Consider the following 26,993-nt stretch of genomic DNA (forward strand, 5'->3'; position numbering starts at 1 on the left):
CCTCTTTTCAATACGTTAACTGATAGTAATCAGTTCATGCCGTATTTTTTCAATTTCTTACGCAGCGTACCGCGGTTGATGCCCATCATCAGAGCAGCACGGGTCTGGTTGCCACGGGTGTATTGCATCACCATGTCCAACAGTGGCTGCTCAACTTCAGCCAGTACCAGCTCATAGAGGTCATTGACGTCTTGACCATTCAATTGAGCAAAATAGTTCTTCAGTGCTTGTTTAACCGAGTCACGCAGGGGCTTTTGGGTTACCTGATCCTGAGAGTTTACGGTAGAAACGGTCAGTACGTCAGAATTTACGCGTTGTTCGAACATAGTTCTGTCAGCTCTTTTTTCTGTTTACGCAAGATTTTCGAAATATGCTTCCAACGCCTCCAGCTGTTCGCTGGCATCCTCTATGGCGTTGAATGAGCGCCGAAACTGGTCATTCGGAGCGTGTTCCTGCAAGTACCAGGACACGTGCTTGCGAGCGATGCGGAATCCTTTGCCTGAACCGTAAAAGTCGTGCAATTCCCCTACATGCTCTATTAGCAAGCGCTTTACCTCGCCGAGTGGCAAAGGTGCAAGCAGCTCTCCTGTTTCCAGATAGTGCTGGATTTCCCGGAAGATCCAAGGTCTCCCCTGAGCAGCACGCCCTATCATCAGAGCATCAGCTCCAGTGTAGTCGAGCACTGCCCTGGCTTTATGCGGGTCAGTTATGTCGCCATTCGCGATAATCGGAATGGAAACAGTCTGCTTGACTGCCCGAATGCTGTCGTACTCGGCATCACCATTAAACAGACAGGCACGTGTCCTGCCGTGAATGGTAAGCGCCTGAATACCACAGTCTTCAGCCAATCTGGCAATATCTACACAATTACGGTGATCTGGAGCCCAGCCAGTGCGAATCTTAAGCGTGACCGGCACATCTACCGCAGCAACCACGGCAACCAGAATCTGTTTCACCAGATCCGGATACTGTAGCAACGCAGATCCAGCCAGCTTGCGATTCACTTTCTTCGCCGGACAACCCATATTGATGTCGATGATTTGGGCACCATTTGCCACATTGATTCTGGCGGCCGCCGCCATATCATCCGGGTCACAACCGGCAATTTGCACGGCGCGGATCCCAGGTTCATCGTTATGTACCATGCGCAGACGCGACTTATCTGTACGCCACACCTCCGGATTGGAGGAGAGCATTTCAGATACAGCCATCCCAGCCCCCATTGCATGACATAAAGCACGAAATGGGCGGTCTGTAATACCGGCCATTGGGGCGGCAATCAGGCAATTTGCAAGCTGGTGGTGTCCGATTCGCATAGACAAAGATTTGACCATACTGTGTCCATAAGGGCGCGTATATTACGCATTTTTTATCTGAGATGAAAGGCCAAACTTTGAGCAATTTGCCGCTATAGATCAATGAAAGTGAGTTTTTTCGTTGGGTATTTTTAATTTTTAGATAAATAACAATGTATTAAGTGACGATGGTCAAAAGGTGCGCTGTGCTAAAATCCTTTGCATCCTGCGTGAATCTCCTGAAAATAACCCTCCTTGCAGACGAAAAGTGTTGTTTTAAACAACAAAACGAGGGGCATTTCTGTGATGGACACCCCAACTTCGAGGGGAAATGCTGATGAATCTTGGGAAAAAGTAACAGAAAATATTACTGCGACAGCCGTCAGTTGCGTTGACGGTTGTCGCATCGGGGAGTGATAACTATTTTTTCACGCCCGTAATCCTGCACCACTCTTCTTTTTCAGCCACGGGGTCGAGCTGGAATTTCTCTCGATAGGCATCACACACGCTTTCAGCCTGTGACGCGAGGATGCCGGAAAGACCGAGATGTCCACCAGAAACGGGCAGGCAGCTGATTAAAGGCGCGAGTTCACGCAGCGGCCCTGCCAGAATATTGGCGACGACAACCTCAGCAGAAAGTTCTGCTGGCTGATCTTTTGGCAGATAGAGTTCAAGACGCTCAGAAACGCCGTTACGCTGCGCATTGTCTCGACTGGCCTGAATGGCTTGCGGGTCGATGTCGATGCCGATAGCGCGCGCTGCACCGAGTTTTAGCGCAGCGATAGCCAGGATGCCGGAACCACAGCCGAAATCGATCACGGTTTTGCCGTTCAGATCCAGGCCGTCGAGCCATTGCAGGCACAGCGCTGTCGTTGGATGAGTCCCCGTACCAAAGGCCAGACCCGGATCGAGCATCACGTTCACTGCGCCAGGATCGGGCACATCGCGCCAGCTCGGGCAGATCCACAGACGTTGACCAAAGCGCATCGGGTGGAAGTTATCCATCCACTCACGTTCCCAGTCTTTGTCTTCAAGCTGTTCGATTTTATGCACAAACCCTGCGCCCAGCAGCGGATGGCTTGCCAGAATCGCGACCACCTCAGCCATATCGGTTTCAGCGTCATACAACCCAATCACATCCGTATCGCCCCATAGGCGGGTTTCACCAGGCAAGGGTTCGAACACCGGATTATCGTGCGTATCCTGAAAGGTAACCGAAACGGCACCGCTGTCGATTACCACGTCACCCAGGTTTTCCGCCTGGTTACCGGTGGTGTTAATTTTCAATTGAATCCAAGGCATAGCAAGTCTCTTTTTATGTGTATCTGATGATGCGTGCTAATGATCGGCCAATGCCGCCTCAGAAGATTCGTCACCAAATTTATTTCCGATATAAAACGTCAGCAGGCCAAGCAGCAAGGTCGGAACTATCGGGTGCAGACCGGCAATATGCAGGTCGATACTGGCCAGAATGGTATAACACACGGCCCCGACAATCATCGAACTGAGCGCGCCAGTCGCATTCGCCCGACGCCAGTAGAGACCCAGCACCAGTGGCCAGAGGAATACCGCTTCCAGTCCGCCAAAGGCCAGCAGGTTGAGCCAGATAATCATTTCAGGCGGACGCCAGGCCGCCAGGATCACCAGCAATCCAAGCACCAGCGTTGCCAGACTGGTCATTCGCGTCAGCCGTTTTTCATTTTTCAACGCAGCCGGACGGGCATTCAGATAGAGATCCTTAACGATCGTCGCGGACGATTGCAACAACTGGGCATTGATCGTCGACATGATCGCCGCCATCGGTGCCGCAAGAAAGATCCCGGCGGCAAAAGGCGGCAGCACGGCGATCATCAGCGTAGGGATCACCTGATCCGGGATCTTCAGATCGGGAATAATCGCCCGGCCCAGTGCGCCTGAAAGATGCATGCCGAACATCAGGATCGCCACCACCACGGTACCAAGCACGATGCCACGATGCACTGCTTTGCTGTCACGGTAAGAGATGCAGCGCACCGCCGTATGCGGCAACCCAATCACGCCAAAACAGACCAGTACCCAGAATGATGCCATGAACGGCATGGTCAGAATACCTTCACCGCCTTTCACTGAGACCAGCGCAGGATCGATCTGCTGCAACTTGTCCACCGCGGTGTGCAAACCCCCGGCAGCGTGTATCACCGCGACCAAGAGCAGAATGGTGCCCATCAGCATCACCAGCCCTTGCATGGCGTCATTGAGCACGCTGGCACGGAAACCACCAAAGGAAGTATAGAGCGCAATACTGACGCCGAAGATCAGCAGGCCGGTGTCATAGGGAATACCGGCTGCCGTTTCGAGCAGGCGGGCACCACCAATGAATTGCACCGTCATGGCACCCAGGAAAGCGACCAGCAGGCTGAAACTGGCAAGCCAGACCAACACCCGGCTTTTGTAGCGCGCGTACAGCATGTCGTTGAGGGTGACGGCATTGTAACGTCGCGCCAGAATGGCAAACTTTTTACCCAGCACGCCGAGCGATAACCAAACGGCAGGCAGCTGGATCATTGCCAGCAGCACCCAGCCCAGCCCGTATTTATACGCCGCACCGGGCCCGCCGATGAAGGAGCTGGCACTGATATAGGTTGCGGTAAGTGTCATCGCCAACACAAAGCCGCCCATTGAGCGGTTGCCGATGAAATATTCGTTGAGGAAATTACCTTTCTGCCGACGGCGATAAGCGTATACCGACAGGCCAAAAACCACGAGCAGGTAGGCGAGTAACGGAAGAATGACTTCAGTCTGCATGGACATCGTCCTCTAAGGAGATATCGCGGAAAATCACCCGAACCATTAACCAACTGAGCAGAATAAAAAGCAGGGGTATCAGCAGGCAGGCCATCTCAAACCAATGGGGCAGGCCGGTAAAACCTTGTGTATCGCCGGGCAGATAAGCCGCCAGGCTCCAGGCCACCAAATAGGCCAGCGTCAGGCCAAAGGCCCAGCGCGCTTCACGGTGCGCCTGAACAAATCGCTTGTCCATTTGTTCCTCTGTGAGCATGTCGCGTTAGTCAAAAACCGGAATTCTACGCAAAGCGGGGTATTTTTATAGCGTTATCTGCCACCGTCCGCAGCAGAAATGAAAAAAGGCCGGATTATCCGGCCTTGTTCACTGCGGGTGCGTGATTATTTTTCTTGCAGACCCAATTTCTTCTCAAGATAGTGGATGTTAGTGCCACCATGCTGGAAGTTTTCGTCGCTCATAATACGCTGTTGCAGTTCCACATTGGTTTTAATGCCGTCGATGATCAGTTCTGCCAACGCATTTTTCATACGGGCGATCGCCACATCACGGTTCTCACCGTAAGTGATCAGTTTACCAATCATGGAATCATAGTACGGCGGTACGGTGTACCCGGCGTAGATATGCGATTCCCAACGAACACCAAAGCCGCCAGGCGCGTGGAAGCGAGTGATTTTACCCGGACTCGGCAGGAAGGTATTCGGGTCTTCGGCGTTGATACGGCATTCTACCGCGTGGCCCTGAATACGCACTTCTTCCTGCTTGATCGACAGTGGTTGACCGGCAGCGATACGCAACTGCTCTTTGATCAGATCCACGCCGGTAATCATTTCAGTAACCGGATGCTCAACCTGGATACGGGTGTTCATTTCAATGAAATAAAACTCGCCGTTTTCGTACAGGAATTCAAAGGTACCGGCGCCGCGATAGTTGATATCGATACAGGCTTTTGAGCAACGTTCGCCAATATAGCGCCGCATTTCGCTGGTGATGCCCGGTGCTGGCGCTTCTTCAACGACTTTCTGGTGACGGCGCTGCATGGAGCAGTCACGTTCAGCCAGATAGATTGCGTTACCCTGACCGTCTGCCAACACCTGAACTTCAATGTGGCGCGGGTTCTCAAGGTATTTCTCCATGTACACCATGTCGTTATTGAAGGCCGCTTTGGCTTCAGCACGGGTCATGATGATGGATTGCTCAAGATCTTTATCGCTGCGCACTACGCGCATACCACGGCCGCCGCCGCCGCCAGAGGCTTTGATGATAACGGGATAACCAATACGTTTTGCGAACGCACGGTTTTTTTCCATATCATCGCCCAGTGAGCCGTCAGAACCCGGCACGCAAGGGACGCCCGCTTTTTTCATGGCACTGATGGCAGAGACTTTGTCACCCATCAGGCGAATGGTATCTGCACGTGGACCGATGAAGATAAAGCCTGAACGCTCAACCTGCTCAGCAAAGTCGGCATTCTCGGACAAGAATCCATAACCCGGATGAATAGCTACTGCGCCCGTGATTTCAGCTGCAGAGATAATCGCCGGAATATTCAGATAACTTTTCACTGATGGCGCAGGACCAATACAGACGGTCTCATCAGCCAGCAGGACGTGTTTCAGATCGCGATCCGCTGTGGAGTGAACGGCGACAGTCTTGATGCCCAATTCTTTACAGGCACGCAGTATCCGAAGCGCAATCTCACCTCGGTTTGCGATAACAATTTTATCTACCATGGTACGCCTCGTTATTCGATGACGACCAACGGCTCGTCAAATTCAACCGGTTGACCGCTTTCTACCAGAATGGCTTTCACCACACCGGATTTGTCCGCTTCAATCTGGTTCATCATCTTCATGGCTTCAACGATGCACAGGGTATCGCCAGCATTCACTTTCTGACCCACTTCGACAAAGGCCTTCGCGTCCGGGCTTGGGGTACGGTAGAAGGTACCGACCATGGGCGAACGGACGATGTGGCCACTGATGGCGGCAGGCGCTGCGGCTTCTGCAGGCGCGGCCGGGGCAACGGCGTTCGCCAGAGCTTGCGGCTGTTGCTGCATTGGCATGGCATAAGCTTGCTGCATCATGGGGTAGTTAGGAGCAACCGGGGCACGACTGATACGTACTGACTCTTCTCCTTCAGAAATTTCCAGCTCAGAAATGCCAGATTCTTCAACGAGTTCGATCAGTTTCTTGATTTTACGAATATCCATGAGTGTGATTCCGTACTCTTTTGCGTAGATAGTAGTTGGATGTAGGCTGGCAGCTCACGGGAGCCCAAAGAACAGGTTGGGTTCGCGTGAGATGCAAAATGCGAAACTTAACTGGCATTGCGCGCCTATCTCCGGCTATTAGGCCGAGATCGTAGAAAATAACCCGGCGTCACCGATTTGTCACCTTTTTCCCCCGCCAGACAGTCTCTACGATCGGCACCGAAGGAGGGCATTATAATGATATCGTGGCAATTCGCAGCTAAATACTGGTCTTATCAGCGAAGATAATCAACTGTAACGTCCAATATTGTTTGGTTCGACAATGGATTATGAGGGGTGGAACACAGAAAAGTTCCGGGGGTTATCGGAACCATTGACGAAATTTTTTATAACGAAGTGCTAACAGAACGCTCGCAATAAATGCATATACCAACGGTTGCGGCGACAAGATTTTTACCGACCAAATGTAGTGGATTGGCGCAAGGATAGCGACAATATAGATAAAATTATGCAGTGTTTGCCAACGCGATCCCAGTTTTCGCTGTGCCCAGAGAGTGGATGTTGCCGCCAGCGCCAGCAGGAGTAGCCAACTGATAATCCCCAGCGTCAGATACGGGCGGGTAACCAGTTCGCGCCCCAGCAGGGAGAGATTGCTGATACCCAGTTCCAGGAATGAATAACTCAACAAATGCAGCGTTCCCCACGCAAAACACCAAAGACCCACTAAACGGCGGCAGCGAATCAGCAAGGGTTGACGAGCATAGCGCGCCACGGGGGAGATCAACAGGGTCGCCAGCAGCAGTTTCAGCGTCATCCGACCGGTAAAATGCTGGATGTCTTTGGCCGGATCGGCGCTGAACCAGCCTTGATTGATCGACAGTAACAGCCACAGAAAAGGCAGAAAAGCGGCGAGATAAATGAACACCTTGAGCCATTTAATCTGCTTGAGAGTCAAACGCACCACTTAAAAGTTCTCCCTGAGATCCAGACCGCGATAGAGCGAGGCAACCTGATCAGCATAGCCGTTGAACAATAATGTGGGTTGACGTTTTACGTCCAGAATTCCGCCGGAACCAATGAAACGCTCTGTTGCCTGCGACCAGCGGGGATGATCGACGTGCGGATTGACGTTGGCATAGAAACCGTACTCATCGGAAGCGGCCAGATTCCAGGTGGTTGGCGGCTGATCCCGGGTTACGCGGATATGCACGATGGATTTGATTCCCTTGAAACCATACTTCCACGGTGTTATCAGGCGGATCGGCGCACCATTTTGCGGTGGTAGCGCTTTGCCGTAGACACCGACGGTCAGCATTGCCAGAGGATGCATGGCTTCGTCCAGACGCAAGCCCTCAACATAGGGATATTGCAAACCGCCGCCAATAAAGCGATCTTTCTGGCCAGGCATATGGTCGGGATCGTAGAGGGTTTGAAAAGCCACAAAGCGGGCATCGCTGGTGGGTTCGACCAGTTTAAGCAGTTTACCCAGTTCAAAACCGATCCACGGCACCACCATTGACCAGGCTTCCACGCAGCGCATGCGATAAATACGCTGTTCCAGCGGGAAGCGCTTGAGCAGATCGTCCATATCGAGCGTAATCGGTTTGGCAACGTCACCATCAATACGTACTTTCCAACCTTCAGTCGGTAGATCACCGGCATTGGCGGCAGGATCGGCTTTATCCAGACCAAATTCATAATAGTTATTGTAGCCGGTGACCTTATCTTCCGGCGTCATGGGCCAATCGGGTTGGAAAGCCGCGGGTTTACTGAAATCGAGCGCTTTTCCTGGGGGAGCTTTTGGTCGATCATTACCTTTGAACCAGGAGAGCAGGTCAGCACGGGCAGATATTGGCAAAGCCAATGAGGCCGCAGAAATACCCAATGCCTGCAAGACCTTGCGTCGACTATAAAAAACGCTTTCTGGCGTGACATCGGCTTCGGTGAGTTTACGTGGGTTTTTCATGATCTACTCCGACTGCCTTGTGGGGGCAGCATTGCGACAAGCCAAAATAGTATGGTTACTTGTCAAAGCATGGCGTGAAAGTCAGGGACATGCGAGCCAGTGGGCAAAAATATGCATTTTCCCAGAGAGCAAACAGGCGCATGGCGATCGCTGTTTTTTGCGTTCGCTATGCGCCTGGAAAATCAATTATTGCTCGAATCAGCGGATTTTAACCAGCGTTCGACCCGTTACTTTGTTACCAATCAATGCAGCAGCGGTTTCAGCGGCTCGATCCAGGGTGATCTCCGTGGCGGCCTGCTGGTAGAAGCGCTCAGGCAGAATACCGGCCAGCCTTTCCCAGGCTGTCAGGCGGCGATGCAGCGGCGTCATAACGGAATCGACCCCTTGCAGGCGCACGTTACGCAGAATGAAGGGCATGACGGTGGTGGGCAGCGTATAACCACCGGCCAGGCCGCAGGCGGCAACGGTGCTGTTGTAATTCATTTGCGCCAGGACTTTTGCCAGCATGCGATCGCCCACAGTATCGATAGCGCCTGCCCAGAGCTGTTTTTCCAGCGGGCGCGTATTATCGCTGTATTCATCGCGGGACAGAATACGTTTCGCCCCCAGTTCTGTGAGATAGGTGTGATTGCTCTCGCGGCCACTGATCGCAACAACGTTGTAGCCAAGCGCTGACAGGAGTGCGACGGCAGTACTGCCAACCCCACCGCTGGCGCCGGTAACCACAACTTCACCGCTTTGTGGATTCACGCCGCCATCTTCAAGGGCCAGTACACACAGCATGGCGGTAAACCCTGCGGTACCCAGGATCATCGCTTTGCGCGTATCCAGGCCATCAGGCAGGGGAACCAGCCAATCAGCCTTGACCCGTGCCTGTTCCGCCAATCCGCCCCAGTGATTTTCGCCTACGCCCCATCCTGTCAGAACGACAGATTGACCCGGTGTGAAACGGTCATCTTCGCTATGGCTTACCGTACCGGCAAAGTCGATGCCCGGCACCATGGGGAATTCCCGGATAATCTTGCCTTTACCGGTGATTGCCAAAGCGTCTTTGTAATTCAGGCTTGACCAGTCAATATCAACGGTAACCTCACCGGCAGGCAGTCGGTCAGAAGAGATGTCCTGCACGCTGGCCAGTGTTTTCCCTTCGTTTTGCTCAAGTACAAGTGCCTTCATAGTGCCCTCTATAAGAAATGTGAATTAATTCTTAGCAAAGCTGTCATTTAATAAATATAAGCGCTAACCCACGATCGCATGATGATAAAGAACAATTTAAAAGGCAGTCCACTGCGATGTGAAAGGTAAATCTTTAATCAATTGCTATACTTTCAGAAAGATGCGAGTTATTGGTCATAATTTGGCGAAAAACTCCCCTTTTTGTCGACATATTGTCTTAGTGTTGTTGGCATATTGTCTTATAGTAGCGCCGCCTTTTTATTCAGAGGCTGAATTTCACTCATCACCGTACGTAAGGCACAGGGATGCGATTTACTACCAAATTATCTGCATATATCACTCTGTTGGTTGCAGTGGGCATGTTATTAATCCTGTTGGCGACCACGTTTAGCTATTTTTATCTGAGTCAGCAGAGGATGGAGAGTCGTCTGCGCTTACTGGTCACCACATTTGACCAAACGTTACTCAGTCAGCCGCCCGAGACGATAAAAAGCTGGTTACCGGTGGTGATGAGTGCGATTGGCGTAGTGAAAATGGATGTTGTGAACAATAATCACACTCTCTTTCAGTTATCGCAGCCAGCGTACAACAATGTTCGGTATACCTACGGTGACTATAAAGTCGCTACTCTTCCTTTGTTACAGCATCCCGGTGTGGAGGTACGGCTCACCTATATAGATCCGTTGGCGACCTTCAGCCGTTCACTGCAATCCACGTCCATGATCAGTGGTGCGATCGGCTTGACGATCATCATTGTGTTGCTGAGTTTCCGCTGGTTGCGATTGCTGACCAACGGCATGGAGCGTCTGGAGAAACGGGCGAACCGTATCCTCAGCGGTGAGCGTGATACGGTAGAGAGAGGGGACGTGCATGAATGGCCGTTAGCTGCCAGCAGCGCGATAGACCTTTTGTTGAATGATTTGAGTGAAGCGCGTGAGCAGCGTAGCCGTGTCGATACACTCATCCGGGTTTTTGCTGCACAAGATGGCAAGACCGGCCTGAATAACCGCATTTTCTTCGACAATCAATTAACGACACAAATCGAAGAGGAAGGGTCTCACGGTGTGGTGATGATGATTCGCTTACCGGACTTCGACACACTGCGTGAGATTCATGGCAACCAGGTCTCGCAAGAGTTGATGCATACCATGGTAAACATGCTCTCTACGTTCGTGATGCGCTACCCCACCGCACTGCTTGCCCGCTACTTCCACAGTGATTTCTCCGTTCTGCTGCCCCATTGTACCTTGAAGGAGGCCGATGTGATCGCGGCGCAGCTGGTCAAAGCGGTCAGCGCGTTGCCGATACCCCATATTATCGACCGTGATGCGCTGCTTTATATTGGTATCAGCACCTATCGCCATGGGCAGACACCCGAACAAGTGATGGATTTTGCGGAGCAGGCCACGCGCCATGCCTCTTTGCAGGGCAGCAACAGTTGGTATGTCTACGATAACAAGGTGCCTGAAAAAGGCCGCGGTAGCGTCAAATGGCGGACGCTGCTTGAACAGACTCTGGCGCGCGGTGGACCACGGCTCTACCAGAAACCGGCATTGACCAAAGAAGGGAAAATGCATCATCGGGAAATCATGCAGCGGATTTATGATGGTGAGCAGGAATTGCAGTCTGCTGAATTTATACCACTGGTGAATCAGTTGGGACTTTCTCAGAGTTACGATCGCCAGATGGTGAGTCGGATTATTCCGTTACTGACCCAATGGCCGCAAGAGACGCTGGCTTTCCCAATCATGGTTGATTCATTATTGCAGCGCTCATTTTTGCGCTGGATACGCGACACCATGCTGCAATGTAAAAAACAGCAGAGAAATCGCATGCTGATTGAACTTGCAGAGGCAGATCTATGTCAACATATCGACCGCTTACGCCCCGCATTGCGACTATTGTCGGGTTTGGGGTGTCGGCTGGCTGTTTCACAGGCAGGATTGACCGTTGTGAGCACGTCATATATTAAATCTTTGCCGGTGGAAATTGTAAAACTTCACCCCGGCCTGGTGCGTAGTATCGACCGTCGTATTGAGAATCAACTGTTTGTTGAAAGTTTGACGGGGGCGTGCGAAGGAAGTCATGCCCAGGTTTTTGCTGCTGGGGTCAGAACGCGCAACGAGTGGCAGACACTTTTGGACAAGGGGGTTCGGGGTGGTCAGGGGGTTTATTTTGCCTCGCCGGAGCCAGTGGAGCTAAGCAGTAAAAAATATTCACATAACTGACACGTTTACCCTGATAGATTTGCGTGAATTGACGTAGAATAAGCCAGCCCGGACAGAAGGGTGTTGGTGGGTACTTACAAACCCGCACCAATCCGGCAAAATGTAAGAATTTATGAGCGATGTTTGGCCATTTATTTGCCAATAGACGTGCCAGGGTGAGCGCCCAATCTATAGATTCGGGTCACCGTGGTTTTGCGGCTGATAAGTCATCAACATCGCAGACTATCTTTTCACCGAAGCAGAACGTTTTTGCGCCTTGTCGCTGCTTCGTGTGGTTGGTAAAGTAGGCGGATTTTATTTTCCGCCCCCAGCTTGCAGGATATTCCTTTAGTTATGTTTAAGAAATTTCGTGGCATGTTTTCTAATGACTTGTCCATCGACTTGGGTACCGCCAATACCCTCATTTATGTAAAAGGGCAAGGCATTGTACTGAATGAGCCGTCTGTGGTCGCCATTCGCCAAGATCGTGCCGGTTCACCTAAAAGCGTCGCGGCTGTGGGCCATGAAGCTAAACAGATGCTGGGGCGTACACCCGGCAACATCGCGGCTATCCGCCCGATGAAAGATGGCGTTATCGCTGACTTTTTTGTCACCGAGAAAATGCTGCAGCACTTTATCAAACAGGTTCACAGCAACAGCTTTATGCGCCCAAGTCCGCGCGTATTGGTGTGTGTACCTGTAGGTGCCACGCAGGTTGAACGCCGTGCGATCCGTGAATCTGCACAGGGTGCAGGTGCACGCGAGGTATTCCTGATTGAAGAGCCAATGGCCGCAGCTATCGGTGCAGGTCTGCCTGTCTCTGAAGCTACCGGTTCAATGGTTGTGGATATCGGTGGTGGTACGACCGAAGTGGCCGTTATCTCCCTGAACGGTGTCGTTTACTCCTCGTCCGTGCGTATTGGCGGCGATCGTTTTGATGAAGCTATCATTAATTATGTGCGCCGTAATTACGGGTCACTGATTGGCGAAGCGACCGCAGAACGTATTAAACATGGCATCGGCTCCGCCTATCCGGGTGATGAAGTCCGTGAAATCGAAGTGCGTGGACGTAACCTTGCAGAAGGTGTACCGCGCGGCTTTACGTTGAATTCCAACGAAATTCTGGAAGCATTGCAAGAACCGCTGACCGGGATCGTGAGTGCTGTGATGGTTGCACTGGAACAGTGCCCGCCAGAACTGGCTTCCGATATTTCAGAACGCGGTATGGTACTGACCGGAGGTGGCGCACTGCTGCGTAACCTCGATCGCCTGCTAATGGAAGAGACCGGAATTCCGGTTGTGGTCGCGGAAGATCCGCTGACCTGTGTAGCGCGCGGCGGCGGTAAGGCGTTGGAAATGATCGACATGCATGGCGGCGATTTGTTCAGCGAAGAATAATCAGCCCCGTGAAGGTGATGACCTCTCCCGTGATAACTCCTGCGCTAAAGTTGCAGCGTTAAAAATGGCTGTAAGTGGCGTGCCCGCTTTTGTTGCGGCGCGCCGGTTATCCCGTTTTGGACTCGCCTCTTCTTCGCTGATTCAGTTTTCACCCAGTGTGGTTGTACCCAAAAAACTTCAGGTTGCAGGTAGGCGGCAACTGAGAGAATCCCAGTCACTTATTCAGGTAAGTGAATGGGGTGAATAAAGGCAGCCAACACCCCTGCAGCTTGAAGGAATTCGGGTATAGCACCTTCTGTTGTCGAGGAACGCACATATTTTATGAAGCCGATTTTTAGCAGGGGGCCTTCCCTGCAACTCCGACTTTTTCTGGCGATTTTAGCGGCGATTGCATTGATCATTGCTGACAACCGTTTGGGTACTTTCGTGAAGATTCGTACCTATATGGACACTGCCGTAAGTCCCTTCTATTTTTTGTCCAATGGACCGCGCAAAGTATTGGACAGCGTGTCTGACACCTTTGCCACTCGCCAACAGCTTGAACTTGAAAACCGTGCATTACGCCAGGAGTTGCTGTTGAAAAACAGCGATACGCTGCTGCTCGGCCAATTCAAACAGGAAAACGCCCGTTTGCGTGAATTGCTGGGATCGCCGCTGCGTCAGGATGAGCACAAAATGGTGACCCAGGTGATTTCTACCGGTACCGATCCGTACAGCGATCAGGTGGTGATCGATAAAGGCTCGAGCAGTGGTGTTTACGAAGGGCAGCCAGTAATCAGTGATAAAGGTGTGGTCGGCCAGGTGGTTGCCGTAGGTAAACTGACCAGCCGCGTTTTGCTGATTTGCGATGCCTCGCACGCCCTGCCGATTCAGGTGTTACGTAATGACATCCGGGTGATTGCCGCGGGCAGTGGCTGTACTGACGATCTGTTGCTTGAGCATTTGCCGAGCAATACTGATATTCGCGTTGGTGATGTATTGGTGACGTCTGGACTCGGTGGTCGCTTCCCGGAAGGGTACCCGGTTGCTGTGGTCTCGTCGGTCAAAGTCGATAATCAACGTGCATATACTGTGATTCAGGCTCGCCCAACCGCAGGCTTGCAGCGTTTACGCTATCTGCTGCTGCTGTGGGGTTCCGATCGCAATGGCGATATGCCGCTGCCACCCGATGCTGTCCACCGCGTTGCCAATGAGCGCCTGACGCAGATGATGCCACAAGTGTTGCCGCCGCCGGGCGACATGGGGCCACCCGCCCCGCTGCCGCAGCCTGCGACGGGCACCGTGGGATCGACTGTGACTGACCGGCCGGTAAGCGGAGGCAGCCAATGAATCGCTACCGCAGTCATGGCCGTTGGATCATTTGGCTCTCCTTCCTGATTGCGATGTTACTGCAAATCATGCCCTGGCCGGAACAGCTCTATATGTTCCGTCCCTCCTGGTTGACGCTGATCCTCATTTATTGGGTGATGGCACTGCCGCACCGGGTCAATGTCGGTACTGGTTTTGTGGTCGGCTTGATCATGGATCTCATTTTTGGCTCAACACTTGGCGTCCGGGCACTGGCGCTGGCCATCATTGCTTATCTGGTCGCCTTCAAATTCCAGCTCTTCCGTAATATGGCGTTGTGGCAGCAGGCACTGATTGTGGTGTTATTGTCACTGGCTATGGATGTCATTGTTTTCTGGGCTGAGTTTTTAGTGATCAATGTCTCTTTCCGCCCAGATGTTTTCTGGAGTAGTGTTGTAGACGGAATTTTGTGGCCGTGGTTGTTCCTGTTGATGCGTAAAATCCGCCGCCAGTTCGCCGTACAGTGAGGACATACATGACAGCGCTCTACCTGGCTTCCGCTTCTCCGCGGCGGCATGAATTGCTTACCCTGCTCGATATTCCCTTTGAACGGCTGGTGGCTGATGTAGAAGAGATTCGTCGTGAAGGGGAGTCGGCGCAAGAGTACGTTTGTCGACTGGCACAAGATAAAGCCCGTGCGGGTGTGGAAATTGCATCGCAGGATTTGCCGGTATTGGGTTCTGATACTATCGTGGTACTTAATAGTCAGGTACTGGAAAAACCCACGAGCGTTGAGCATGCTGCTGAAATGCTCAAGGCACTTTCCGGCCAGCAGCATCAGGTTCTGACTGCCATTGCCATCGCTGACCGCCAGGATGTCCTGCATAAACTGGTCGTCACCGATGTGACATTCCGCACTCTGTCAATTGACGATATTCAACATTACATTGCCAGCGGCGAGCCGATGGATAAAGCCGGAGCCTATGGAATTCAAGGGCGCGGCGGTTGCTTTGTCCGGGAGATCCGCGGTAGCTATCACGCGGTGATGGGCTTACCGTTGGTCGAAACCTATGAGCTGTACAGTGATTTCATGGCTGTGCGGGCAGTAAGGGGAGAGCATGACCGCTGAATTACTGGTAAATATTACACCGTCTGAAACCCGTGTCGCCTATATCGATGGCGGCATTCTGCAAGAAATCCATATTGAACGCGAAGCCAAACGCGGAATCGTTGGCAATATTTATAAAGGCCGTGTCAGCCGGGTTCTTCCGGGTATGCAGGCTGCCTTTGTAGATATCGGGCTGGATAAAGCGGCGTTCTTGCACGCATCGGACATCATGCCGCACACGGAGTGCGTGGCGGGTGACGAGCAGAAAAACTTTCACGTCCGCGATATCGCTGAACTGGTCCGTCAAGGACAGGATTTGATGGTGCAGGTGGTGAAAGATCCGCTGGGAACGAAAGGTGCCCGCCTGACAACCGATATCACCCTGCCGTCGCGTTACCTGGTTTTTATGCCGGGTGCTGCGCATGTCGGTGTCTCGCAGCGTATTGAAACGGAAGCAGAGCGCGATCGCCTGAAAAATACGGTTGCCTCGTACTGCGATGAGCATGGCGGTTTTATCATCCGTACTGCGGCTGAAGGAGTAGGTGAAGAAGAGCTGGCGCAGGATGCGGCTTATCTGAAACGCGTCTGGGCCAAAGTGATGGAGCGTAAACGCCGTAACGTCACTAAATGCAAGCTGTACGGTGAACTGGCACTGGCGCATCGCATACTGCGCGATTTTGCTGGCGCGGCACTGGATCGGATCCGTATTGATTCACGCCTTACCTTTGATCAACTGGTGGAATTCACCCGGGAATATATTCCGGAGATGACACAGAAGCTGGAGCATTACAGCGGCAAGCAGCCGATTTTCGATCTGTTTGATGTCGAAAACGAAATTCAGCGCGCGCTTGAACGTAAAGTCGAGTTGAAATCGGGCGGTTATCTGATCATTGATCAGACCGAGGCAATGACCACGGTGGATATCAATACCGGGGCTTTTGTCGGCCACCGCAATCTCGATGAGACAATCTTCAATACCAATGTTGAGGCCACCCAGGCGATTGCGCGGCAGTTGCGCCTGCGTAACCTCGGCGGCATTATCATTATTGATTTCATTGACATGAGTAATGAGGATCACCGGCGTCGGGTGCTGAGTTCCCTGGAACAGGCGATGAGCAAAGATCGGGTCAAAACCAGTATCAATGGTTTCTCCCAGCTTGGTCTGGTTGAGATGACCCGCAAGCGCACCCGTGAAAGTGTGGAACATGTGCTCTGTAGCGAATGTCCTACTTGTCATGGCCGGGGTACTGTGAAAACCGTCGAGACGGTATGCTATGAGATTCTGCGTGAAATCGTGCGTGTGCACCATGCCTATGAATCTGACCGTTTTCTGGTCTATGCTTCCGCTGCGGTAGGCGAAGCATTGAAAGGTGAAGAGTCTCACGCGCTGGCGGAAGTGGAAATATTCGTCGGCAAGCAGGTCAAAGTGCAAATCGAACCGCTCTATAACCAGGAGCAGTTTGACGTCGTCATGATGTAGCGGGCAGCTACCGTAATAACCGATCGTACTTTGCCTTCACATCGCTCGTGGCTGTAAAGATTCTGAACTGATTTGATCCGGCCATGCGATCCTGGCCGGAAGACAAGGAGAAATGCGTGAGGCGAGTGCCGGGGATCCTGTTAGCCACCTGCGCCACAATCATTGTGATTGTGGCGTTATTGATCAGTGGATTACGGTTGGTAATGCCTCAGATTGACAGTTTCCGTCCACAAATCCTGCAAAAGATCAAAGCAGTCACGGGCATTGACGTTCATGTCGCCAGGATGAGCGGTAGCTGGCAGACGTTTGGTCCGACGCTTGAGTTGCAACAACTGGACACCGCCCTGCCGAAATCTGACCTGAAGGTTCAGCGCATCACGTTGGCGCTGGATGTCTGGCAGTCCCTGTTGCATATGCGTTGGCAGTTCCGCGATCTCACTTTCTACAACCTGCAACTTGATATGCACACGACGCTGGGTGGTCAGGATCACCGTGGCAACACGATTGAGCCGAGTCAGGTCAGTGATATTTTCCTCAAGCAGATCGACCACTTCGATTTACGTAACAGCCGTATCTCTTTCCTTACGCCCTCCGGTTCTCGCGCCGAACTGGAAATCCCTCAACTGACCTGGCTTAACTCGCTCAATCGCCATCGTGCCGAGGGGCAGATCAGCCTGTCGAGTTTTAACGGGCAGCACGGTGTGGTTCAGGTGCGGATGGATTTGCATGACAATCAGGGTTTGCTGAATAACGGCATGCTCTATTTGCAGGCCGACAATATCGATCTCAAGCCGTGGTTTGGCCGCTGGTTGCGTAACAACACCGGTCTGCAAAGTGCGGATTTCAGTCTGGCCGCCTGGATCAGTGTGAAGCATGGTCAGGCAATTGGTGGCAATGCCCTGCTCAGTAGCGGAGCCGCCAACTGGAAAGAGGGCGACAACGTCCACCGTCTGGATGTTGATAATCTGACGCTGCACGCCAGGCGTGAAGGCACTGGCTGGCAGTTTGATGTTCCTGCATTGAATCTTAAAACCGACGGAATCCGTTGGCCGCAGGGCGCGCTGTCTGCGCTGTGGCTACCGGAGAACACCCAGTTCCTTGGACCAGCCCAAAACGAAGAGTTGCGGTTACGTGCCAGCAATATTCAATTGGAAAGGCTGGAACCCATTCTGCCCGCGATCTCCTTTTTAACGCCAAATCTGCTGGAGCGTTGGGCGGATCTGCAACCTAAAGGCAAGATTAACGCGCTGGCACTGGATATCCCGATGAGGCAGCCTGAGCAGATCCGCTTTCAGGCGAGCTGGCAAGATCTCAGTTGGCAGCATTGGAAACTGTTGCCTGGCATTGACCATTTTTCCGGAAAACTCAGTGGCAGCGTTGGCCATGGGCGCCTCGATCTTAATTTGCAAAACAGTCTGTTGCCGTATGGCACGATGTTCCGTGCGCCGCTGGAAGTCAGCAAGGCCAGCGGTGCGGTGGAGTGGCGGGACAACGCTCAAGGCTGGGAAATGTGGAGCAATAAACTGGATGTGCAGGCTAAATCCCTGTGGATTAATGGCGACTTTCATTACCAACAGCCAGCCAAGGGTGATCCGTGGTTGAAAATTCTCGCCGGGATTCGCCTTTATGACGCAGGCAACGCCTGGCGTTATTTCCCGGAACCCTTGATGGGCAAGCATTTAGTGGACTATCTCAGTAAGGCGATTCAGGCTGGGCAGGTCGATAATGCGTCGTTGATCTACGCGGGTAATCCGCATCTATTCCCCTATAAGCATAACGAAGGGCAGTTTGAAGTTTTTGTGCCCCTGCGTAAGGCGACTTTTGAGTTCGAGCCGGGCTGGCCTGCGTTGACCAATCTGGATATCGATCTCGACTTCCTGAATGATGGCCTGTTCATGAAAGCGAAACAGACGCAACTTGGTAAAGTGACGGGCAAAAATATCGCTGCCGCGATCCCCGATTATCTCAAGCAAAAGCTGTTGATTGATGCGGATATTACCGGCGAAGGGAAAGAGGTCGGTAACTACTTTATGCAGACGCCACTGGATGATTCATTGGGTGGAGCGCTTGAGGAATTGCAGGTCAGCGGCGAAGTGAATGGTCGCTTACATCTCGACATTCCACTCGATGGTGAAGAGGTTACCGCTTCAGGCGAAGTGGTGCTGAACAATAATGGTCTGTTTATTAAGCCGCTGGAAAGCAAGATGGACCGCCTGTCAGGCGCGTTTCGTTTTGATAATGGCAATCTGACCAGCGACGCGTTGACCGCGAACTGGCTGGGGCAACCGGTAAACGTCAACTTCTCCACCAAAGAGCTGGAAAAAGAGTATCAGGTTGGCGTTGATCTTAACGGCGACTGGCAACCGGCCAAACTGCCGGGATTACCGCCGCAGGAGGCGAAAAAGCTGTCGGGCTCAGTGCCGTGGAACAGTAAAGTGGCGATCACTCTGCCGCGCAAAGGCGTGCCAAATTATACGGTTGATGTGAATGCAGATTTAAAAAGAGTGAGTAGTTACTTACCTGCACCACTGGACAAAAAGGCTGGCGAACCCCTGCCGTTGAAAGTCAACGCTACCGGTAATTTGCATGGTTTTATGCTCACCGGCAGTTTGGCCAGCAAGAACCATTTCAATAGCCAGTGGTTGCTCGGCAAAGAGATTGAGTTGAACCGCGCTTCCTGGGATACCGACAGTAAAAAAGTGCCACCATTACCGGAAAACAGCAGCCTGACGCTCGATCTCCCGGCGCTTGACGGTGAAAGCTGGTTGGCACTGATTTCGCCTGATGCGATACAGGAGAGTTCGAGTGGCAAAGTCGGGGGATTCAGCTTCCCGAAACAGGTCACGCTGACGACGCCGCAACTGACGCTGGCAGGACAGGCGTGGCACAATCTTACGCTGCAAAATCGGCAGCAGATCAACGGCATACAGGTTGATGCGAAGGGTAAAGAGATTGACGGTACACTGCGGATTGTATCGAATGCCCCATGGCGTGCCAATATCCGCTATCTTTATTTCAATCCGCAATTCCCTAAAGCCGGGAGCGATCTGGCTGGCACCGAATCTGCGTCCGAGCCACTGAGTGGCAAGGTTTCATTCAAATCCTGGCCCTCATTGATGCTGCGCTGTGATAGTTGCTGGTTCTATGGGCAAAATTTTGGTCGCGTTGAGGCAGATGTCACGACGAGCAATGACACCCTGACGCTGGATCATGGGCTGATTGATACCGGTAAAGCCCGTGTGTTGCTGGCTGGACGCTGGCAGCAGAGTGATAATACGGAAAAGACGTCGCTGAAGGGCAAACTGAGCGGGGCAAAGATTAATGATGCAACAGACTGGTTCGGTGTATCAACGCCGCTCAAGGACGCCCCCTTTACCTTCGAGTTTGATCTCTATTGGCAGGGCGCGCCGTGGCAGCCACAGATAGCAACGTTGAACGGTACGCTCAATACCCGGCTGGGCAAAGGCGAAATTGATAACCTCGGTGGAGGTCGCGCCGGGCAGTTACTGCGACTGGTGAGTTTCGACGCCCTGCTGCGTAAGCTACAGTTTGATTTCAGGGATACGTTTGGTCGCGGATTCTATTTTGACTCGATCAAATCCACAGCCTGGATTAAAGACGGTGTGATGCATACCGATGATTTGCTGATTGATGGACTGGCCGCCGATATTGCAATGAGTGGCAAAATTGATCTGGTCAGAAGGCAAATTGATATGGAAGCGGTAATCGCTCCTGAGATTTCCGCCACGGTAGGTGTTGCGACGGCTTTTGTCATTAACCCTGTCGTGGGCGCAGCGGTATTTGCGGCGACGAAAGTGCTGGCACCGCTGTGGAACAAAATATCACTGATTCGTTACCAGATAACCGGTAGTCTGGATCATCCGAGTATTAATGAGGTGTTGCGTCAGCCGAAGGACAATGAAGCCAAGTAGGTTATCGCAGAAGGGCGTTAGCGTCAGTGACGAGTCCAGACGCTGCCCGGCTGTGATGTATGATGCAGCATGACGATTCCGGTGCAGGCCGGTCAATCCAACAATCAAGAGTGAACAAATTATGAGTCTGGCCTTTGTCAGTGAGCAGTTACTTACGGCTAACAACCTGAGTCATCAAGACCTTTTCACCGTATTGGGCCAACTGGCTGAACGCCGCCTGGACTATGCAGATCTCTATTTCCAATCCAGCTATCACGAAGCCTGGGTAATAGAAGACGGGATCATCAAGGATGGCTCTTATAACATCGATCAGGGTGTGGGTGTGCGGGCAGTGAGCGGTGAGAAAACCGGTTTTGCCTATGCTGACCAGATCACCCTGAATGCCTTGAATCAGAGTGCCCAGGCTGCGCGCAGTATTGTACGCGAAAGCGGTAACGGCAAAGTGCGCACGCTGGGTGAAATCACGCATCAGGCGCTATATCCGCTGCTCGACCCGTTGCAAAGCATGCCGCGTGAAGCAAAAATCGAGCTGCTGCACCGGGTCGACAAGATTGCCCGTGCGGCAGACAAACGCGTGCAGGAAGTAAGCGGAAGCATTACCGGTGTGTATGAGACGGTACTGGTTGCCGCGACAGATGGCACTCTGGCGGCTGATGTTCGTCCGTTGGTACGGCTGTCGGTCAGCGTGCTGGTTGAAGAAGACGGGAAGCGCGAGCGCGGTGCCAGCGGTGGCGGCGGGCGTTTTGGCTATGACTACTTTCTGGAAGTGGTAGACGGCGAAGTCCGTGCCGATACCTATGCGCGTGAAGCGGTACGTATGGCGCTGGTTAATCTTTCCGCAGTTGCCGCCCCGGCTGGCACAATGCCGGTTGTGCTGGGTGCGGGCTGGCCGGGCGTACTGTTGCATGAAGCCGTCGGTCACGGGCTGGAAGGCGATTTCAACCGCCGCGGCACCTCTGTTTTCAGTGGACAGATGGGACAACTGGTTGCATCCGAACTTTGTACGGTTGTTGACGATGGCACCATTCAGGGGCGTCGTGGTTCGTTGTCCATTGATGATGAAGGCGTTCCGGGTCAATATAACGTACTGATTGAAAACGGCATTCTGAAAGGCTACATGCAGGATAAACTGAATGCCCGATTGATGGGCGTTGCGCCGACAGGTAATGGCCGTCGTGAATCCTATGCGCATCTGCCTATGCCGCGAATGACCAATACCTACATGCTGGCAGGGAAGTCGACGCCAGAAGACATTATCAGCAGCGTCGAGTATGGCCTGTATGCACCGAACTTTGGTGGCGGCCAGGTGGACATCACCTCGGGTAAATTCGTGTTCTCGACTTCAGAAGCCTATCTGATTGAGAAAGGCCGGGTCACCAAGGCGGTGAAGGGCGCGACGCTGATTGGTTCCGGTATCGAGGCGATGCAACAGATTTCCATGGTGGGTAACGATCTGGCGCTGGATAACGGCGTGGGCGTATGCGGCAAGGAAGGGCAAAGCCTGCCCGTCGGTGTCGGTCAGCCGACGTTGAAACTGGATATGCTAACCGTTGGCGGAACCGCCTGATTTAGCTTTTGATATACATTACGTTAGAAATAAAAAACAGGCGGGAACTCTCCCGCCTGACTTACTTAAAAAGCACTATAACGTCTTGTCTCACTTCTCACCCAGCGCCTTGCGGTGACGGTAACTCTGATAAATCTTCGCCACATCCTTGAAGTATTCCGTTAAGTAATTGATACATACCTGGACTTTCAGCGGCAGTTTATCCTTTTCGGTGTACAGCGCGTAGACCGGGCGCGGATCGGAATGGTAGCGGGTAAATAGGATTTCCACGTCACCCGAATTTATCTCATCAATAATCCACATCAAGGGAACGTAAGCGATCCCGGTTCCCGCCTTCAGCCAGCGAATCATGGTTTGTGAGTCATTGGTGACAAACCGCCCTTGCGGACTGATCCGCGTCGTGATGCCTTCCGGAGCGATCAGCTCAAATTCACTGTCTGGTCTGACGCTGTATTCCAGCCAGGAAAAATTCACCATGTCAGCCGGTTTCTCCGGGGTGCCGTGCTGGGTCAAATAACTGCGCGCGGCGCAAACCACCATCGGCATGGAACCCAATTTTCTTGAAAACAGGCTGGAGTCCTGTAATGCGCCCACGCGGATCACTACATCCAACCCATCGGCGATCAGATCGGGGGCAGGAATACCCGTTACCAGATTGACTGTTAAGCCCGGATACTCTTTGAGCATCTCGGCGGTCATCGTTGCGAGGACATTTTGTGCCATTGTTGAGGAACTGCCGATGCGTAATGTCCCGGTCGGTGTGTTGTTGAAAGCGAAGAGTTGCTCATGTACCTCTTGCACTTCCAGCAGCATACGACGGCAGCCTTGATAGTAAATTTTACCCGCTTCGGTCAAGCCAATGCTGCGGGTGCTTCGGTTTAACAGTTTGACCTGTAACTCATTTTCCAGCTTTGAGACCGTCTGGCTAATCGAGGAGACACTCATTTTCAACTGGCGGGCAGCGGCAGTAAATGAGCCACATTCCACGACTTTGGCGAAGACGGACATACGTTTGAGTCTTTCCATTGTTCACTCTGGCTTAAAAGTGATTTAGATCACATAATGTTGATAGGTTGATAATAAGCAGGCTAATATATGTTATCGGGTACAGGCCACTGGTTCAGTCAATAGCTTAATCAACAGGCTTTCCTCGCATTACTCCGTATATCTTCAGTCTACCCTCTTTCTTATCTATCGACCTATTTGTCATAGCTGGGGGATATCGTTGCCTAAAATAAACGGTAATGGAAAATCCGCGGGGTGCAGGGCTGTCCGCCCGGTAGAGTAAACAACAAGGACTAAATGATGAGTTTGCTTCCGGTAATGGTAATTTTCGGATTATCGTTCCCCCCGGTTTTCTTTGAGATAATTGTCGCACTGATCCTTTTTTTCATTGTGCGCCGATTGCTGCAACCTACCGGGATCTATGATTTTGTCTGGCACCCTGCACTGTTTAACACAGCGCTGTATTGCTGCATTTTTTATCTGATTTCCCTTCTTTTTGTCTGAGGTCGCGCTGTGAAAACCTTTTCTATAAAAATAATGCGTATTGCGATCACCTTGATCATCGTATTACTGGCAGCGATCGCTATTTTTAGGGCGTGGGTGTTTTACACCGAATCGCCGTGGACGCGTGATGCCAAATTTACTGCGGATGTCGTGGCTATCGCGCCGGACGTCAGCGGTCTGATTACCGACGTCCCGGTTACGGACAACCAACTGGTGACGAAAGGCCAGGTGTTATTCACCGTGGATCGTCCTCGTTATCAACAGGCACTGGATGAGGCCGAAGCCGACGTCGCCTATTATCAGGCGTTGGCGGCAGAGAAAAAACGTGAAGCAGGCCGTCGTGTACGCTTGGGTGTACAGGCCATGTCACAGGAGGAGATCGATCAGGCCAACAACGTGCTGCAAACGGCACAGCATCAACTCGCCAAATCGATAGCGGCACGGGATCTGGCGCGTCTGGATCTGGATCGAACCGTAGTGACTGCCCCTGCGGACGGATGGGTCACCAACCTGAATGTGCATACCGGCGAATTTATTACCCGTGGTTCAACGGCCGTAGCGCTGGTTAAAAAGAATACGTTTTATATTTTGGCCTATCTGGAAGAGACCAAACTGCCGAGAGTGGCGAAAGGTGCCCGGGTGGAAATTACGCCCTTGGGCAGTAATCGCATTATGCACGGCACCGTCGACAGCGTTGCAGCAGGCGTCACCAATAGCAGCAGTACGGTAGATGCCAAAGGTATGGCAACCATCGACAGTAATCTCGAATGGGTGCGTCTGGCGCAGCGTGTGCCGGTCAAAATTGTTCTCGACAGCAAAGATCAGAACCATCCGTATCCGGCAGGAACGACGGCAACGGTGGTGATTACCGGTGCTCACGATCGCAACGTCGATAGCGAATCCCCCTTCATCCGGCTTCTGCATCGTCTGCGTGAGTTCGGTTAAGTGAGACTGAAATGAAAAACCCGACATTCATACGTCTGCGGTTTGCCTTCAAACTGACTTTCGCCGTGCTCTTCGCCTTGGTGCTGGGCTTTCATCTACAACTTGAAACCCCTCGCTGGTCCGCCATGACGGCGGCGATTGTGGCTGCTGGCCCGGCTTTTGCCGCTGGGGGGGAACCGTTTTCCGGTGCCATTCGTCATCGCGGCTGGTTGCGCATCATTGGTACATTTATCGGTTGTATCGCCGCGCTGGTGATTATTACCACCACCGCACGAGCGCCGGTTGTCATGCTGTTGCTGTGCTGCATGTGGGCCGGTTTCTGCACCTGGATTTCGTCGCTGGTTCGCGTTGAGAACTCTTATGCGCTAGGGCTGGCGGGCTATACCGCGCTGATTATCATTGTGACGTCCGCCCATGCGCCGCTCGAAACCCCGCAGTTCGCCGTGGAGCGATGCAGCGAAATCGTACTGGGGATCGTGAGTGCGGTCTTTGCCGATCTGATTTTCTCACCACGATCAATCAAACAGGACATCGATCGGCTGGTGGATAAATTGCTGGTGGATCAGTATCGATTGATGCAGATGTGTCTCAGTTCCGAAGACAGGGAAGCCATTGACCGTGCGTGGAACTCGTTGGTAAAAGACACCACCGCCTTGAACGGCATGCGCAGCTATCTGATGATGGAATCATCCCGTTGGCAGCGCTGTGATCGACGGTTGAAAGCGATGCATACCATCTCTTTGACGTTGATCACCCAGGCTTGCGAGACCTTCCTGATTCTGCGCAATCATCCTGAATCTGTGAAAGATAACATCAAGCAGCTGTTTGATGTACCGGTTGAAAGTATCGCCGATGTGCATAAAAGGATGAAATTGCTTCGTCATATCCTGACTTCCAACCTGGTAGATGAAACGCCAGCAACCGTCACCACCTGGGTCGGTGCCGCCACGCGCTACCTGTTGCTGGCAAAAGGTGTTCACACCAACAGTAGCATCAGCAGTGTGGAAGAAGGGGTGCTGAGCAGTGAAGTGGTGATTAAGAACGTCTCGGCGGAAGGTCATCATGCAATGATCAACGGTTTGCGGACGTTTGTCGCGACGGCATTGGGCTGCCTGTTGTGGCTATGGACGGGCTGGACGTCCGGCAGCGGATTTATGGTTATTATCGCGGTGATCACTTCTTTGGCGATGCGCCTGCCCAATCCGCGTATGGTTGCGATGGATTTTATTCTTGGGATGATAGGAGCCATTCCGTTGGGTGCGCTCTATTTTATGGTTATCTTTCCGGCAACGCAGCAAAGTGTGGTTCTGCTCTGCATCGCACTGGGATTGATGACGTTTTTTATCGGGATCGAAGTACAGAAGCGCCGGTTGGGTTCGTTGGGATTGCTGGTGAGTTCGCTGAATATTCTGGTGTTAAGCAACCCAATGGTCTTTGACATCACAACGTTTATCGACAATGCGACTGGGCAGTTCATGGGCAGCATTGTGGCACTGTTGGTGATTTTGCTGGTGCGTGACAATTCCCGGGAAAGAACCGGGCGAACCCTGCTTAACCGTTTTGTCAGCAGTGCGGTGTCAGCGTTGACCACCAATGTTGCCAAGCGTCGTGAGAATCACCTACCTGCGCTCTATCAGCAACTGAATCTGCTATTGACGATGTTCCCGAATGACATTGCCAAATATCGTCTGGCGTTGACGTTAATCATTGGACATCAACGCTTTCGCCAGGCAGATGTTCCGGTGAATGATGACCTGTCGGTGTTTCATAAAAAGATTCGCAGCACGGCGGATCATGTGGTCACCGCCCGCAGTGAAGTCAAACGCGCCTACTATTTTGAGCAGCTGTTAGGTGAACTCAATGAATACCAGCAAAAGCTGGTGCAGTATCAGGCACCGAGGAACGTGACGGAACCTGTAAAACGCTTGGCGGATATGTTGCACAAGTACCAGCATGCGTTGATTAACTGATTTTCAGTAATCCACTGATCTTTAAAGCCAGACTCTTCACCGGGTCTGGCTTTCTCTTTTTTGGCCTGGCCTTGATTCATTTGCGGCTTGGCGTGTCGACCTTCACTCAGACGCTATACTTATCTTTAGACACATCAGTTTATGGTCTTCCACCTACGCGGG

The 26,993-nt window shown here is 52.3% G+C and carries 23 protein-coding genes; 12 read left to right on the plus strand and 11 right to left on the minus strand.

Features of this window, described 5'->3' with window-relative positions; translation table 11 throughout:
• Positions 1–29: 29 nt before the first annotated feature.
• The 10 genes from fis to acuI all read right to left on the minus strand — a co-directional run bounded on the left by fis (position 30) and on the right by acuI (position 9,428).
• The gene (gene fis, locus DRI82_RS05535; RefSeq protein ID WP_000462905.1) at positions 30–326 is read right to left on the minus strand and encodes a DNA-binding transcriptional regulator Fis; all 297 of its coding nucleotides are present in this window, start codon (positions 324–326) and stop codon (positions 30–32) included.
• Positions 327–350: 24 nt separating this feature from the next.
• Positions 351–1,316, minus strand: coding sequence for a tRNA dihydrouridine synthase DusB (dusB, locus tag DRI82_RS05540; RefSeq protein WP_114192780.1), 966 nt, complete (start codon positions 1,314–1,316; stop codon positions 351–353).
• A gap of 399 nt (positions 1,317–1,715) precedes the next feature.
• On the minus strand, positions 1,716–2,597 hold the full coding sequence (gene prmA / locus DRI82_RS05545; protein WP_114192508.1) for a 50S ribosomal protein L11 methyltransferase: 882 nt from the start codon (positions 2,595–2,597) through the stop codon (positions 1,716–1,718).
• A 36-nt stretch (positions 2,598–2,633) separates the two neighbouring features.
• Positions 2,634–4,079 (minus strand): sodium/pantothenate symporter, encoded by a 1,446-nt coding sequence (gene panF / locus DRI82_RS05550; RefSeq protein ID WP_114192509.1) that lies wholly within the window; start codon positions 4,077–4,079, stop codon positions 2,634–2,636.
• The gene (locus tag DRI82_RS05555; protein WP_114192510.1) at positions 4,069–4,314 is read right to left on the minus strand and encodes a YhdT family protein; all 246 of its coding nucleotides are present in this window, start codon (positions 4,312–4,314) and stop codon (positions 4,069–4,071) included. Before DRI82_RS05555 ends, panF begins: the two co-directional genes overlap by 11 nt.
• A gap of 143 nt (positions 4,315–4,457) precedes the next feature.
• Positions 4,458–5,807, minus strand: a complete 1,350-nt coding sequence (gene accC, locus DRI82_RS05560; RefSeq protein ID WP_114192511.1) for an acetyl-CoA carboxylase biotin carboxylase subunit — start codon at positions 5,805–5,807, stop codon at positions 4,458–4,460.
• 11 nt (positions 5,808–5,818) lie between these two features.
• A complete protein-coding gene (accB, locus tag DRI82_RS05565; protein WP_114192512.1) occupies positions 5,819–6,286 on the minus strand; it encodes an acetyl-CoA carboxylase biotin carboxyl carrier protein in 468 nt (155 codons plus the stop codon).
• Between the two features lie 361 nt (positions 6,287–6,647).
• Positions 6,648–7,247: a protein-methionine-sulfoxide reductase heme-binding subunit MsrQ gene (gene msrQ / locus DRI82_RS05570; RefSeq protein WP_114192781.1), complete on the minus strand. Its 600-nt coding sequence runs from the start codon at positions 7,245–7,247 to the stop codon at positions 6,648–6,650.
• A gap of 3 nt (positions 7,248–7,250) precedes the next feature.
• Positions 7,251–8,252 (minus strand): protein-methionine-sulfoxide reductase catalytic subunit MsrP, encoded by a 1,002-nt coding sequence (msrP, locus tag DRI82_RS05575; protein WP_114192513.1) that lies wholly within the window; start codon positions 8,250–8,252, stop codon positions 7,251–7,253.
• A 198-nt stretch (positions 8,253–8,450) separates the two neighbouring features.
• Positions 8,451–9,428 carry an acrylyl-CoA reductase (NADPH) gene (gene acuI / locus DRI82_RS05580; protein ID WP_114192514.1) on the minus strand — a complete coding sequence of 326 codons (978 nt, stop codon included), beginning with the start codon at positions 9,426–9,428 and terminating at the stop codon, positions 8,451–8,453.
• 305 nt (positions 9,429–9,733) lie between these two features.
• Between acuI and csrD the strand changes: the two genes are divergently transcribed.
• From csrD to tldD, 9 genes are all read left to right on the plus strand, one after another.
• A complete protein-coding gene (gene csrD, locus DRI82_RS05585; RefSeq protein ID WP_114192515.1) occupies positions 9,734–11,656 on the plus strand; it encodes an RNase E specificity factor CsrD in 1,923 nt (640 codons plus the stop codon).
• 333 nt (positions 11,657–11,989) lie between these two features.
• On the plus strand, positions 11,990–13,033 hold the full coding sequence (gene mreB / locus DRI82_RS05590) for a rod shape-determining protein MreB (RefSeq protein ID WP_114192516.1): 1,044 nt from the start codon (positions 11,990–11,992) through the stop codon (positions 13,031–13,033).
• A complete protein-coding gene (locus tag DRI82_RS23785) occupies positions 13,005–13,280 on the plus strand; it encodes a hypothetical protein (protein WP_157968019.1) in 276 nt (91 codons plus the stop codon). The genes mreB and DRI82_RS23785 overlap by 29 nt, the downstream gene beginning before the upstream one ends.
• Before the next feature lie 74 nt (positions 13,281–13,354).
• Positions 13,355–14,362, plus strand: a complete 1,008-nt coding sequence (gene mreC, locus DRI82_RS05595) for a rod shape-determining protein MreC (RefSeq protein WP_114192517.1) — start codon at positions 13,355–13,357, stop codon at positions 14,360–14,362.
• The gene (mreD, locus tag DRI82_RS05600; protein WP_114192518.1) at positions 14,359–14,847 is read left to right on the plus strand and encodes a rod shape-determining protein MreD; all 489 of its coding nucleotides are present in this window, start codon (positions 14,359–14,361) and stop codon (positions 14,845–14,847) included. Before mreC ends, mreD begins: the two co-directional genes overlap by 4 nt.
• 8 nt (positions 14,848–14,855) lie before the next feature.
• Positions 14,856–15,449, plus strand: a complete 594-nt coding sequence (locus DRI82_RS05605) for a Maf family protein (protein WP_114192519.1) — start codon at positions 14,856–14,858, stop codon at positions 15,447–15,449.
• Positions 15,439–16,908 (plus strand): ribonuclease G, encoded by a 1,470-nt coding sequence (gene rng, locus DRI82_RS05610; protein WP_114192520.1) that lies wholly within the window; start codon positions 15,439–15,441, stop codon positions 16,906–16,908. Before DRI82_RS05605 ends, rng begins: the two co-directional genes overlap by 11 nt.
• A 116-nt stretch (positions 16,909–17,024) precedes the next feature.
• Positions 17,025–20,840 carry an AsmA2 domain-containing protein YhdP gene (gene yhdP / locus DRI82_RS05615; RefSeq protein WP_114192521.1) on the plus strand — a complete coding sequence of 1,272 codons (3,816 nt, stop codon included), beginning with the start codon at positions 17,025–17,027 and terminating at the stop codon, positions 20,838–20,840.
• 121 nt (positions 20,841–20,961) lie between these two features.
• Positions 20,962–22,407 carry a metalloprotease TldD gene (gene tldD / locus DRI82_RS05620; protein WP_114192522.1) on the plus strand — a complete coding sequence of 482 codons (1,446 nt, stop codon included), beginning with the start codon at positions 20,962–20,964 and terminating at the stop codon, positions 22,405–22,407.
• A 90-nt stretch (positions 22,408–22,497) separates the two neighbouring features.
• On the opposite strand, the gene aaeR is transcribed toward tldD, so the two are convergent.
• Entirely contained in the window at positions 22,498–23,433 is a 936-nt protein-coding gene (aaeR, locus tag DRI82_RS05625; protein WP_114192523.1) for an HTH-type transcriptional activator AaeR, read from the minus strand.
• Between the two features lie 279 nt (positions 23,434–23,712).
• Here aaeR and aaeX point away from each other — a divergent pair, with 279 nt between their 5' ends.
• From aaeX to aaeB, 3 genes are read left to right on the plus strand one after another with little or no spacing between them, the layout of a single operon-like run.
• Positions 23,713–23,916: a p-hydroxybenzoic acid efflux pump operon protein AaeX gene (gene aaeX, locus DRI82_RS05630; RefSeq protein ID WP_114192524.1), complete on the plus strand. Its 204-nt coding sequence runs from the start codon at positions 23,713–23,715 to the stop codon at positions 23,914–23,916.
• A gap of 9 nt (positions 23,917–23,925) precedes the next feature.
• Entirely contained in the window at positions 23,926–24,861 is a 936-nt protein-coding gene (aaeA, locus tag DRI82_RS05635; RefSeq protein WP_114192525.1) for a p-hydroxybenzoic acid efflux pump subunit AaeA, read from the plus strand.
• Positions 24,862–24,872: 11 nt separating this feature from the next.
• Positions 24,873–26,831, plus strand: a complete 1,959-nt coding sequence (gene aaeB / locus DRI82_RS05640; RefSeq protein ID WP_114192526.1) for a p-hydroxybenzoic acid efflux pump subunit AaeB — start codon at positions 24,873–24,875, stop codon at positions 26,829–26,831.
• Positions 26,832–26,993 lie beyond the last annotated feature (162 nt).

It is taken from the genome of Edaphovirga cremea (genome assembly GCF_003332275.1).
GTDB lineage: Bacteria > Pseudomonadota > Gammaproteobacteria > Enterobacterales > Enterobacteriaceae > Edaphovirga > Edaphovirga cremea.

Coding starts and splice junctions, on each gene's coding strand:
- fis (WP_000462905.1), bottom strand. CDS start 326: ATGTTCGAACAACGCGTAAATTCTGACGTACTGACCGTTTCTACCGTA.
- dusB (WP_114192780.1), bottom strand. CDS start 1,316: ATGCGAATCGGACACCACCAGCTTGCAAATTGCCTGATTGCCGCCCCA.
- prmA (WP_114192508.1), bottom strand. CDS start 2,597: ATGCCTTGGATTCAATTGAAAATTAACACCACCGGTAACCAGGCGGAA.
- panF (WP_114192509.1), bottom strand. CDS start 4,079: ATGCAGACTGAAGTCATTCTTCCGTTACTCGCCTACCTGCTCGTGGTT.
- DRI82_RS05555 (WP_114192510.1), bottom strand. CDS start 4,314: ATGGACAAGCGATTTGTTCAGGCGCACCGTGAAGCGCGCTGGGCCTTT.
- accC (WP_114192511.1), bottom strand. CDS start 5,807: ATGGTAGATAAAATTGTTATCGCAAACCGAGGTGAGATTGCGCTTCGG.
- accB (WP_114192512.1), bottom strand. CDS start 6,286: ATGGATATTCGTAAAATCAAGAAACTGATCGAACTCGTTGAAGAATCT.
- msrP (WP_114192513.1), bottom strand. CDS start 8,252: ATGAAAAACCCACGTAAACTCACCGAAGCCGATGTCACGCCAGAAAGC.
- acuI (WP_114192514.1), bottom strand. CDS start 9,428: ATGAAGGCACTTGTACTTGAGCAAAACGAAGGGAAAACACTGGCCAGC.
- csrD (WP_114192515.1), top strand. CDS start 9,734: ATGCGATTTACTACCAAATTATCTGCATATATCACTCTGTTGGTTGCA.
- mreB (WP_114192516.1), top strand. CDS start 11,990: ATGTTTAAGAAATTTCGTGGCATGTTTTCTAATGACTTGTCCATCGAC.
- DRI82_RS23785 (WP_157968019.1), top strand. CDS start 13,005: ATGGCGGCGATTTGTTCAGCGAAGAATAATCAGCCCCGTGAAGGTGAT.
- mreC (WP_114192517.1), top strand. CDS start 13,355: ATGAAGCCGATTTTTAGCAGGGGGCCTTCCCTGCAACTCCGACTTTTT.
- mreD (WP_114192518.1), top strand. CDS start 14,359: ATGAATCGCTACCGCAGTCATGGCCGTTGGATCATTTGGCTCTCCTTC.
- DRI82_RS05605 (WP_114192519.1), top strand. CDS start 14,856: ATGACAGCGCTCTACCTGGCTTCCGCTTCTCCGCGGCGGCATGAATTG.
- rng (WP_114192520.1), top strand. CDS start 15,439: ATGACCGCTGAATTACTGGTAAATATTACACCGTCTGAAACCCGTGTC.
- tldD (WP_114192522.1), top strand. CDS start 20,962: ATGAGTCTGGCCTTTGTCAGTGAGCAGTTACTTACGGCTAACAACCTG.
- aaeR (WP_114192523.1), bottom strand. CDS start 23,433: ATGGAAAGACTCAAACGTATGTCCGTCTTCGCCAAAGTCGTGGAATGT.
- aaeX (WP_114192524.1), top strand. CDS start 23,713: ATGAGTTTGCTTCCGGTAATGGTAATTTTCGGATTATCGTTCCCCCCG.
- aaeB (WP_114192526.1), top strand. CDS start 24,873: ATGAAAAACCCGACATTCATACGTCTGCGGTTTGCCTTCAAACTGACT.